Raw genomic sequence first — 9,100 nt, 5'->3', positions numbered from 1 at the left:
AGGTTGCCCACGTGTTACTCACCCGTCCGCCGCTAACTGAAGGAAGCAAGCTTCCAACAGTTCGCTCGACTTGCATGTATTAGGCATGCCGCCAGCGTTCGTCCTGAGCCAGGATCAAACTCTCCATAATACTGACCGCCGATTCGCAGCGAATTGCGTCGTCAGTTTCACTCACTCAGTCGGTCACGTACCTAAGTACGCTCCCTCCTTCGCTCGATCACTTCCTAGCACTTCACTACGACTCGACGCCCAGTAGATGAAAAATCGATTAGCTCGAGTTTCATTTGCTGGCATCAATTAAGATACTCATTTTGTTTATGTCATCGTTAGATGCACAAACTGTATTTCGTTAACGTTTTGCTGTTCAGTTTTCAAGGTTCATGTTGCAGTCGCTTTCTTGACTGTTCTATTACTATATCAGATGCATTTTAAAGTGTCAACAACTATAGACAACCTTTTTCAATTTCTTTTTCCTTTCTTTTAGATTCAATACCATTAACGCCTTTAAAGAGATGCTTATAGAATAGATAAAACCGCTCCCCTATTGGCCTGGGAAGCGGTTTGTTGTTATTTGATATAGATGAAATACAAAATGAAGATCACAAAGAGCCCGTACATAATTGGATGAATTTCTTTTCTTCTACCGCTGACTAGCATCGTAATAGGATAGAAAACGAAACCGATTGCGATACCTGTTGCGATACTGTACGTCAACGGCATGGCGATGATCGTAAAGAATGCTGGAACTGCGATCTCGAAACGAGTCCATTCTATGTTTCCTAATGTCGATACCATTAATACCCCTACGATAATCAAAGCAGGAGCCGTAACTGCCGGTGTAATGACTAGTAGTAAAGGAGAGAAGAACATTGCGAGTAAAAACAGCAAAGCGGTTACAATAGAAGCAAAGCCTGTTTTGGCACCCGCCGCAACACCTGCAGTGGATTCAATATAAGAAGTGGTAGTGGATGTCCCCATTACTGCTCCTGTTACGGTTGCCAAGGAATCCGCAAGTAATGCTTTGCCAGCACGTGGCAGACGTTCTTCCTTCATTAGACCTGCTTGTGTAGCTACTGCAACTAGTGTTCCAGCTGTATCGAAGAAGTCTACGAACAGGAATGTGATGACGATCACGAGAAATTGTGTTGTCATCAATGACCCTGGGTCGTTAAGGATCGCATCAAAAGCTGCACCAAACGTGGGAGCGACTGACGGAATTTTATCTACTACCTTGTGTGGCACGTCTATTAAACTGACCGCCATACCTAAAGCCGTGGTCATAATCATTCCGTAGAAAATAGCACCTTTGATCTTCCTTACCATCATGATAATCGTGATGACTAATCCAAAGATCGTTAGCAATGTAGGACCAGCTGTTAAATCACCTAGACCTACTAACGTATTTTCATCCGCCACAATAATCTTGGCATTTTGCAGACCTAGGAATGTAATGAACAAACCTATACCTGCACCTACCGCAAACTTCAGTTGTGCCGGTATTGCATTAATGATCATTTCACGTAACCCAGTTAATGAAAGAACAATAAAGATTAATCCTGAGAATAACACTCCAGTCAAACCTGTTTGCCATGGTATACCATACGTAAGCACTACGGTGAAAGCGAAGAATGCGTTTAATCCCATGCCTGGCGCTAAGCCAATCGGATATCTGGCTATTAAACCCATAAACAGTGTTCCAACAGCAGCTGCGAGTGCAGTGGCAACAAATACAGCACCTTTATCCATACGCATGGAATCAGGCAGGTCAGGTACAACATCTAAAGATAACATGATTGGATTTACCGCTAAAATATAGGCCATGGCTAAAAACGTAGTAATTCCACCGATGATTTCGCGACGATAATTGGTGCCAAGCTTATCAAACTCAAAGTATTTTTTCATTGTGACCTTCCTTACTCTCATTATGTAAAAAGAGGCACGCGAAATAAATTCGCATGCCTCTTCTCTAATCCAATAGAAAATACATTTCTATTTTGAATCGTAGTCGAAACATTTACGGTGTTTCGGTAGAGACTTCCAGGCCTTATTCCCAGCGTTATACGATCATATTCTGTTGTTTAACTTATTCCCACTCAATAGTGCCGGGTGGTTTCGCTGTAATATCATATACAACACGATTGACTTGATCCACTTCAGTTGTAATTCGAGTACTAATTTTTTCTAGTACATCGAAAGGTATACGAGCCCAGTCTGCCGTCATACCATCTACTGAATGAACCGCTCTTATACCTATCGCATAGTCGTAAGAACGTTGTTCGTTACGAACACCTACACTACGGATATTCGGTAATACTGCGAAATATTGCCAGATTGAACGATCGAGTCCAGCTTTTGCGATTTCATCACGTAAAATAAAGTCTGCATCGCGAACGATTTCAAGCTTATCTTCCGTAATTTCACCAAGCACACGAACTCCAAGTCCCGGACCTGGGAATGGTTGACGGTTAACAATTTCTTCAGGCAATCCAAGTTCTGCACCTACCGCACGTACTTCATCTTTAAATAATGCACGTAATGGTTCTATTAACTCGAAGTCCATATCTTCAGGCAAACCGCCCACATTATGGTGAGATTTAATAGTTGCAGAAGTTGCTGTTCCACTTTCAATGATATCTGCATAAATCGTACCTTGTGCTAAATATTTGATGCCGTCTAGTTTAGCAGATTCTTCATCAAATACGTAAATAAATTCATTGCCGATAATCTTACGTTTTTGTTCAGGATCTGTAACACCTTCGAGCTTATTTAAGAAGCGTTCGCGTGCATCTACTTTAATGAAGTGCATGCTGAACTGTTCACTGAAAGTCTTAACTACACTTTCAACTTCGCCTTTACGAAGCAATCCGTGGTCAACAAAAATACATGTCAACTGATCTCCTATTGCACGGTCAATCAAAGCAGCTACGACTGATGAGTCAACTCCGCCACTTAGCGCGCAAAGTACTTTACGATCGCCAACTGTTGAGCGGATCTTCTCTACTTCTATCTCAATGAAACGATCCATTGTCCAATCGCCTGAAGCTTTACAGATTTCAAAAACAAAGTTACGCAAGAAGTCTTTCCCGTTTTCCGAACGATAATCTTCTGGATGGAATTGAATCGCATAGATTTGTTGTTCATCGTTTGAAATAGCTGCAATATTACCAGCAGAATCTTTTGCAGATGCAGTAAATCCTTCAGGTAATTCGACAATGTCAGCGCTGTGACTAACCCAGACGTTTTGATTGTCAGTCTGACCAGCAAATAGTGTAGACGTCGTATCCACTGTCAACGTTTCTTCTTTGCTTTCACCGCCTGCATTCTTTTCTACCTTACCGCCTAAATGATCAACGATTACTTGAGCTCCGTAACTGATGCCCAATACAGGAATACCTAATTCAAATATTGCCGGATTGATATCATGCGCTTTCGCGTCTCCAACAGATGCTGCACCGCCGGAAAGTACGATACCGACTGGATTCATTTTTTTAATTTCCTCAATTGTCGTTGTATGTGCGTGTAACTCACTATACACACCAAATTCGCGGATTGTACGCGTGAAGAGCTGATTATACTTACTGCCGTAATCGAGAACTACAACTTTTTCTTGTCCGGCTAACACAGGAGCATTTGACAACTAATCCACCTCTTCCAATTTTTTAATACCATTTCACGCCTCAACTACAAAAGACGCGTTAGAAAGTCAACTTTCCACGCGTCTTTTCCATCAAAGAATCCAGGTACTGCTATTCAATGATAGCTGACGTTCGTTAGTGCAAGATATGTCGAGGACATTTCAAGCATCATCCGCTCTATATTTTACGCATATTTCGCTAAAAAATCAACATGTTGTACTAATAATTAAATCTTCCCACACTTCATTCAACTTATCCCATTCTTGCGTCTCCCAGTCATTCCCGTATATTCCTGTTTCATACGCATTGGTTAAGACGGCCATACGATCTCCGCCGTACCGCTCGTCTACGAGTTTCGCATAGTTAGAAAGCGTCATCGCGGTATCTTTTGGCAGTCCGGTCCGAGCTAATTGTTGTATTAACTGTGTGAATTGCTGTTCAAATTTCGCGCGACCATTTGGTAGTTTCCTGAGTTGTTTTATACGCCATTTCGGTAGCCAATTGCTTCTTTTACTATAGACAATTAAACTTGCTCCTACAATTAACACAAACAATGATACATAAATCCACCATTGACTGAACAACCATACAAATTTTTGTTTGAATGCGTCGAACGCAGGCGAACCTTTTGTTTTCTTAGGAAGTTCTTTCTCTTTTTCCACTTCCGGTTTCACAGTTTTTTTTATTTCCTCTTCTTCAGAACTTTCATTCGGAATATCGAATTCGATCTCTGTTGGATGTGTAAAACCTAGTGTCGGCTCAAACGGCATCCATCCAATTTCGGGAATGTATGCTTCTACCCACGAATGAGCCTCATCATTCGTCACGCGATAGACACTTTTCCCAGATGCTTTATATGCCTTTTCTCCTGGCGCAAATCCTTTCACCCAGCGCGTTGGTATATCTACGGACCTGAGCATGACCGCCATGGAAGTGGAGAAGTTATCACAATAGCCCTTTTTCGTGTCGAATAGAAACTGATCTACATAATCCTGTTCTTCATCAGGCACCGGAACATTTTGCGTTTCATAAACAAAACCGTTCTTTTTGAAGTATTGCTCTATGGCTTTCACTTTGTCATAGACGGCCGTTTCATTTTCTGTAATCGATAAAGCCAGTTCCTTCACGCGTTCCGGTAATTCTGCTGGAAGTTGGACATAGCTATTCAAATCCTCCGGAACCGTCTCATAGTTCACCATCTCTGTTTTCTGCAAATCTGACAGGATGTATGTAGGTTCAACAAATTCCATTTCATACTGTTCAATCTTTTCTTGTAGCCCCATCAACAAATATAGTCGGTTCGTCGTCATCTCGTGCATAAGATTCAAACCTTCAGGCGAGGAAATCTTCGTCGTGCCATAAGGAGTGGCAAGAAATGGAAGTGGTTCAGCGAAATCCAGTGTAGCATGCAAGACTTCCCCTTCTGCGGGATTATTCCATAGATCTTCGCCTGTATCCAGTAGCTCCTTATCTGACTCTTTATCCTGTATCCAGCCCTTTGAAGTATATGTATCCTTCGTTTCAATACGCCAATATTGCCGTTCATCCACGGATGCTTCAAACACCAATTGATTGTTTTGGTCGAAAGCTCCACCCAGTTGCGTATCGTCGGGGTCATAACCCGCTCTGGCTTGTCCGTTGTCAGATACGTTATCCTCCGCTCCACTCAACGATAGTAAGAACGGTACAGGATCTGGCCATGCAGGAGGATATACCGGTGCATTTCTTGATAGCAATCCGATAGATACAACAATCAGTACCACTGGCAATGAAAGCAAAAGCAATCTCTTTGGACGAAATGACAATCCTTCATCACCCGATAATTTAATTATTGTAAGGCAACCTACAATTACTAAGCCTACTATCATAATTCTCACTATAGACGAAGTAGCGTCATATGGAGTGAACGTATCCAAAAGTGCTACAAATATTATTGTAAAACCAAAGAACATCATCATACTACGTCGCACTTCAATCCAGTGACGAAGTAAATAAGCGATCATCCAAACTAGCACAAACAACAATAACGTACGGAATAAATTCGATAATTCCCCGAGATTACCTTGGAATAGCAACAGGACATTCTGTTGGACATCTTGCAAAATATAGCCTGTCACAGCTATAGAGATCCATAGTTTATTAAAATACATATAATGAATAGCCCACACTACATATAGAATCTGGACCGTTCCACTGATCCACCATGGCAGTTGCAGTAAAGTCAATGCAAAAAAGAGTACTAGATAGATGATGAATAGAGATGGATGTCCAAAATCCGTCAAATCCACAATCGGGATAAACCACTCCCATAGCAAAATGGAACTGAGCGCATATAAAAACAACAGCACTTTCCAATCCAACTTTGATCTCTTCATAAATTCACCGTCTTTCTCGACATTGATAAACGATCAGACGGATAAATCATTTTCACCGTAATACCAAGCGATTTCACTTGATTAACATTAGTTTCTAGAGATTTTTTGTTCGTTTCATCTGTTATGAGCACAAAACAAACCATTGTGGATGCATCATGAGTACATGTCAACACGCTACGGACAAACTCCATGCGAAGATTTCCTGTAATAAGCAATAACGCATCTCCAGATATTTCTTTCTCTATCGGCAACCTCACCTTTTGTGTGTCTTCAGGTTGGATTTTCGCAAGATGTACTAATGCTTGCCTCGTCTGACCTGCGGATTGTATCGATGGAAACACTTTCGGCTGGTCACTCGCTGTGATCAGGGTCAACTTGGCATGATTCTCTCTGGCGGATACAACAATCGATGCAGCAAACTCCACTGCATCTTCAAATGTTTCGGATTTTCCGCAATCCAGCAACAACGTATGTTGCTCCGAACGCTGTTCATCAAATTCTTTTGTCATTAATTTCGAAGTACGTGCAAATGATTTCCAATGAATCCAAGACATCCGGTCCCCTGGCGCATATTCCCTGATGCTAGATGGGGTAGTTGCATTCTTCGCTAGCATGAAGGCTGAGAGTTGCTGCCCTTCGCTCGTCCCATTAGATGCTGATTCATACACTAAATCGGTTACGCTCGGATAGACTAAAAAATGATTTTGTATAACAAATACTTTTCTTTTACGAATCCAATTAAAAAAATCCACTATTTCCACTTCTACTGTCGGCAATGTGTATTCGCCACGCTGAACATCCTTCAGCAAATAGGTGTGCTCATATGTTCTCCGAAATCCTAAGAGCATAATTTTCCGTTCAATCTTTTCGCGCTTAGCATGAACTCGTCTATCCATTAGAATTACATATAGTAGAGGGAAAGGGAAGTTCCTTTTTAAAATCACCCGAATGGAGACCTGTCCACTCCTAGATACGTGTCGATCTTCAATATATCGTGCAACGGTTAGATCTCGTAACGGATACAAGTAGAGAAGCACGGAGTATGTCACAAATGGAATCAACGTATAGAAAATGAACCAGCTAACGAAGCCCCCTTGAAATTTTGCGAAGACGTAAGCAACTGTACCAATGGCTACGACACTCGCGAATCGCCCAAATGATCGCAATGCCTTCATAGAGTAGTAGACCTGCGCATTACCGGAACCGGCTGGCGCTCGAGGATCCGACTAACAATTTCCTCAGCATCAATTCCTTCGTATTTCGCTTCAGGACGCAAAATCATCCGATGCGAAAATGCAAACGACGCCAAATATTGTACATCATCCGGCAAGACAAACGTGCGCCCTTTTATGAACGCGTAAGCTTGGCAAGCTTTCATTAAAGCCATTGAACCTCGTGGACTTACGCCTAAAGAAACAGACTCATGATGGCGGGTTGCATCCGCACAATCCACAATATAAGAAACAATCGTATCGTCTACTGTCACTTCTCGCACATGACGCTGTAACTCCAATAATTCATCCACTGTCAGAATGGCGTCGATTTTCTCAATCGGTATTTGCCGTTCCGCTCTTTTCAATAATTCCATTTCTTGCTGCTTTGTCGGATACCCCATTTTTAACTTGAAAATAAAACGATCAAGCTGTGCTTCCGGTAGAGGGTAGGTTCCTTCATATTCAACAGGGTTTTGTGTCGCCATTACGAAAAATGGTTCCGGCAATTGAATAGTCGTTCCATCTACCGTAATCGATGCCTCTTCCATTCCTTCCAATAATGCAGCCTGTGTTTTAGGTGATGTTCGGTTAATTTCATCAGCCAATACGATATTACCAATCAAAGGTCCCGGACGAAATTCAAATTGCATTGTCTGTGGATTATAGATGGACACGCCTGAAACATCAGAAGGTAATAAGTCAGGTGTGAATTGAATCCGCTTAAACTTCGCACCAATTGATGTCGCCAACGCTCTCACTAGCATCGTCTTGCCAACACCTGGTACGTCTTCTAGTAATACGTGACCGCCAGCTAATAATGCTGTCATACTTAACTCCGCTATATCTCGTTTTCCAACAATAACTTTTTCAATATTGTTCAATACTCGTTCGATCCATTCTGAATGCATAGTTATTCTCTCCCGTCACGAACTGAATCCGTCTTATTATATGAAACTATCATACCTGAAACGCATAACCTCGACAAACAGAAAAAAACTGCCGACCCTTTGTCGCACAAAAGGTCGGCAGATTTCATTTCCAAAACTCATCAAATACCGTGATAGGCAAATGGCGTTTATGCGCTGATTTCAAATAATGCCCTTCTATTTGCTTTCGCGCCTCATCCGATACTTCTTTTCCTTCAAGGTAGTCATCAATTTCATCATACGTCACACCTAATGCTACCTCATCCGGAATGGCAGGTTTATTGTCTTCCAAATCAGCCGTAGGGATTTTATTGTATAAATGTGGTGGGCAATCTAGCGCTTCTAATAGTTGTTTTCCTTGGCGTTTATTCAATCGGTAGATCGGCATAAGATCCGCTGCGCCATCACCAAATTTTGTATAAAATCCAGTAATTGCTTCAGCTGCGTGATCTGAACCTAGAACGACAGAGTGATGGATGGCCGCTACGGAATATTGTGCTTTCATACGTTCGCGCGCTTTTTCATTTCCTTTATCAAAATCAGAAATATGGAGACCCGCTTTGTTCATAGCTCGCTCACTGGCATCCACCGCTTCTTTAATATCGACTGAATAAACGATTGACGGCTTAATAAAACGCAATGCATCCTGGCAATCGTCCTCGTCAAACTGCACACCGTATGGTAAACGAAGAGCATAGAAGCGGTACTTTTCTTTCCCTTCTTCTTCATTCAACTCGTCAATTGCCATCTGTGCCAACTTGCCGACTAATGTAGAGTCTTGACCACCGGAAATACCTAATGTGAACCCTTGTAAAAATGTATTCTTTTTCAAATATGCTTTCATAAAGTCAATGGAAGTCCGGATCTCTTGCTGCGGGTCGATTTCCGGCTTCGTACGTAATGCTTGGATAATTTCTTGCTGCAATGTCAACGCTCCCACTTCCTTTTCA

Annotated in this window: 6 protein-coding genes, 1 rRNA gene and 1 riboswitch; all 7 genes read right to left on the bottom strand. The window is 41.9% G+C overall.

Annotated features, from left to right (window positions below):
- A 16S ribosomal RNA gene (locus CSV80_RS10805) occupies positions 1-130 on the bottom strand; the annotation flags it as partial.
- A gap of 437 nt (positions 131-567) precedes the next feature.
- Positions 568-1,902, bottom strand: a complete 1,335-nt coding sequence (locus CSV80_RS10800; RefSeq protein WP_099670858.1) for an NCS2 family permease — start codon at positions 1,900-1,902, stop codon at positions 568-570.
- 80 nt (positions 1,903-1,982) lie between these two features.
- Positions 1,983-2,084, bottom strand: a riboswitch (purine riboswitch).
- Positions 2,084-3,637 (bottom strand): glutamine-hydrolyzing GMP synthase, encoded by a 1,554-nt coding sequence (guaA, locus tag CSV80_RS10795; RefSeq protein ID WP_029054169.1) that lies wholly within the window; start codon positions 3,635-3,637, stop codon positions 2,084-2,086. It overlaps the preceding riboswitch by 1 nt.
- A 204-nt stretch (positions 3,638-3,841) precedes the next feature.
- Positions 3,842-6,010: a transglutaminase TgpA family protein gene (locus tag CSV80_RS10790; protein ID WP_099670857.1), complete on the bottom strand. Its 2,169-nt coding sequence runs from the start codon at positions 6,008-6,010 to the stop codon at positions 3,842-3,844.
- Positions 6,007-7,185 carry a DUF58 domain-containing protein gene (locus CSV80_RS10785; protein WP_099670856.1) on the bottom strand — a complete coding sequence of 393 codons (1,179 nt, stop codon included), beginning with the start codon at positions 7,183-7,185 and terminating at the stop codon, positions 6,007-6,009. The genes CSV80_RS10790 and CSV80_RS10785 overlap by 4 nt, the downstream gene beginning before the upstream one ends.
- The gene (locus tag CSV80_RS10780) at positions 7,182-8,132 is read right to left on the bottom strand and encodes an AAA family ATPase (RefSeq protein WP_099670855.1); all 951 of its coding nucleotides are present in this window, start codon (positions 8,130-8,132) and stop codon (positions 7,182-7,184) included. The genes CSV80_RS10785 and CSV80_RS10780 overlap by 4 nt, the downstream gene beginning before the upstream one ends.
- A gap of 124 nt (positions 8,133-8,256) precedes the next feature.
- A complete protein-coding gene (gene nadE, locus CSV80_RS10775; protein WP_199083968.1) occupies positions 8,257-9,081 on the bottom strand; it encodes an ammonia-dependent NAD(+) synthetase in 825 nt (274 codons plus the stop codon).
- Positions 9,082-9,100 lie beyond the last annotated feature (19 nt).

Source organism: Sporosarcina sp. P12(2017), assembly GCF_002743035.1.
Taxonomy (GTDB): domain Bacteria; phylum Bacillota; class Bacilli; order Bacillales_A; family Planococcaceae; genus Sporosarcina; species Sporosarcina ureae.
Note: the sequence above shows the minus strand (reverse complement) of the source record. Positions and strands in the feature narration are given on the sequence as shown.